This is a genomic window from Collinsella aerofaciens (assembly GCF_028209885.1).
Taxonomy (GTDB): domain Bacteria; phylum Actinomycetota; class Coriobacteriia; order Coriobacteriales; family Coriobacteriaceae; genus Collinsella; species Collinsella aerofaciens_BA.
The window spans coordinates 1-2,100 of the sequence record NZ_JAQLEM010000069.1 but is presented as its reverse complement, the minus strand read 5'-3'; the positions used below and the strand labels follow the sequence as shown (position 1 = coordinate 2,100).

1 protein-coding gene is annotated in these 2,100 nt (G+C 55.7%); it reads right to left on the bottom strand.

The features are described 5' to 3' along the window. Nucleotides 1-213 precede the first annotated feature (213 nt). Nucleotides 214-1,908, bottom strand: coding sequence for a phospho-sugar mutase (locus PMX21_RS09975; protein ID WP_196034081.1), 1,695 nt, complete (start codon nucleotides 1,906-1,908; stop codon nucleotides 214-216). Between the last annotated feature and the right edge of the window lie 192 nt (nucleotides 1,909-2,100).

Here is a 2,100-nt window from a genome sequence, read left to right as displayed (position 1 = left end):
TCAAGGTGCACGCCTGCGCTGGTTCCCGGTTGCACCGGGCCGCGCGGCAAGGAGATATATTGCCAGACCGGAGGGGCCCCGCGGGCGGGAATCTGGGCGTACACATTTCCTACACATCTTGGGATCCCCAGCTGTATTTAACAGTAATAAAGAGGGGACCTCGTTTCCGAGATCCCCTCCTCCGTCTAACTATAGAAATAGGCTTTCAAAGCCTTAGGCCAACAACTTGCGCCCGGACTCCTCGATCGCGTCAAGTGCTGCATCTGCCTCGACGGCATCCGCGCCCTTAGCGAAGATGTACAGCTTAATCTTGGGCTCGGTGCCGGAAGGACGAACAATACCCTTGTTGCCACCCTCAAGATCGAACTCAATAACATTAGCCTTCGGCAGGCCGTTCACGCAGGTGTTGTAATCAACGACGGCCTCAATCTTGGAACCGGCGAGCTCTGCGGGCGGGTTCTCGCGCAGACCGGCCATGATGCCGGCCATCTTTGCCGCACCCTCAGCACCCGGATAGCTCAGCGAAATCGTCTTGTTGTGATAGTAGCCATACTTCTCGTACAGCTCGTGCATCGCGTCGGCAAGGTTCTTTCCCTGGAGCTTGTAATACTGCGCCATCTGGCAAATCAAAAGCGAAGTGCTCACGGCGTCCTTGTCGCGCACGTGGTCGCCGGCCAGATAGCCGTAGCTCTCCTCAAAACCGAAGATAAAGCGATCGACCTCGCCAGCATCGGAAAGAGAAGTAATGATGTCGCCGATGTACTTGAAGCCCGTCAGGCAGCGGCGGAGCTCAAAACCGTACTCGTCGGCCAGAGCGTCAACCATGGCGGAAGAAACGATAGTAGTGACAGCAACCTTCTTAGTGAGGTCCTCACCGCGAGCAGCGCGGGTCTTGCAGATATAGTCGAGCAGCAGAACGCCCATCTCATTGCCGGTCAGCAGCAGATAGTCATCGCCATTCTTAACGGCAACGCCAACGCGATCGGCGTCAGGATCGGTTGCAAGCAGCAGATCAGGGTGAACCTGCTCGCACAGGTCAATGCCCTTCTGCATGGCCTGACGAATCTCGGGGTTAGGATACGGGCAGGTCGGGAAATCGCCGTTAGGCTCCTTCTGCTCGGGAACAACCGTGACATCGGTGATGCCAGCGCGCTCGAGCACCGTCGTGACGGGAATGAGGCCGGTGCCGTTGAGCGGAGTGTAGACGAGCTTAAGCGGAGCGCCAGCGATCTCCTCGGCAGAAAGGTTGGTTACGCCGCGGGCGAGAACGGCGTCATAATAACGCTCGAGGCACGAGTCATCGATCCATTTGACCAGACCCTGCTCAAGAGCCTCATCGAAGTCCATGGACTTCACGCCGGTAAACGTATCGGTCTCGGCGATAGCCTTAGAAATTGCATCGGCAGCCTCGCTGGTGATCTGGCAGCCGTCGGGGCCATAGGCCTTATAGCCGTTATAAGGCGCTGGATTATGACTAGCGGTCATGCAAATGCCACCGGAGCACTTAAGGTCACGGACGGCCCAGGAAAGCGTCGGCACGGGAGAAATCTTAGGATACACGAGAGCAGTCACGCCGTTTGCGGCAAGAATGGCAGCCGTCGTCTTAACGAACAGTTCACCCTTATTGCGGCTATCGCGAGCGATGGCAACCGTCGGATGCTCGAAGGTCGCATTAAGATAGTCAGCAAAACCCTGCGTCGCGCGACCAACCGTATAGATATTCATACGGTTAGTGCCTGCACCGATAGTGCCACGTAGACCGGCGGTACCGAAGGCGAGATCTTGGAAGAAAGCGTCGGTGATGGCGTCTTCGTCACCCTGCTCCTTCATCGTATTGAGCTCAGCGAGGAGCTCCTCGTCCTTGACATTGGCAATCCAAGTATCAAGCAGCTCATGAACATCTGCCATGTGAGTCCTTCCGTCACAATCAATAAAACAACCCGTGTAAAACAGGACAAGCGCATCAGCGCGCTAAAGCAAATATTAGTCCATTGAGAACAGAGAACCGGCCACAGAACGGTGAACGTTTATATTCACCGGTGGATGATTGGATTGATTAAATTGCTTAGTGAATGCCCCGCAAACTCAAAAAAGGGGGAG

What these genes read in the sequence shown, in the direction of transcription:
- PMX21_RS09975 (WP_196034081.1), bottom strand. Translation starts at nt 1,908, where the DNA reads ATGGCAGATGTTCATGAGCTGCTTGATACTTGGATTGCCAATGTCAAG.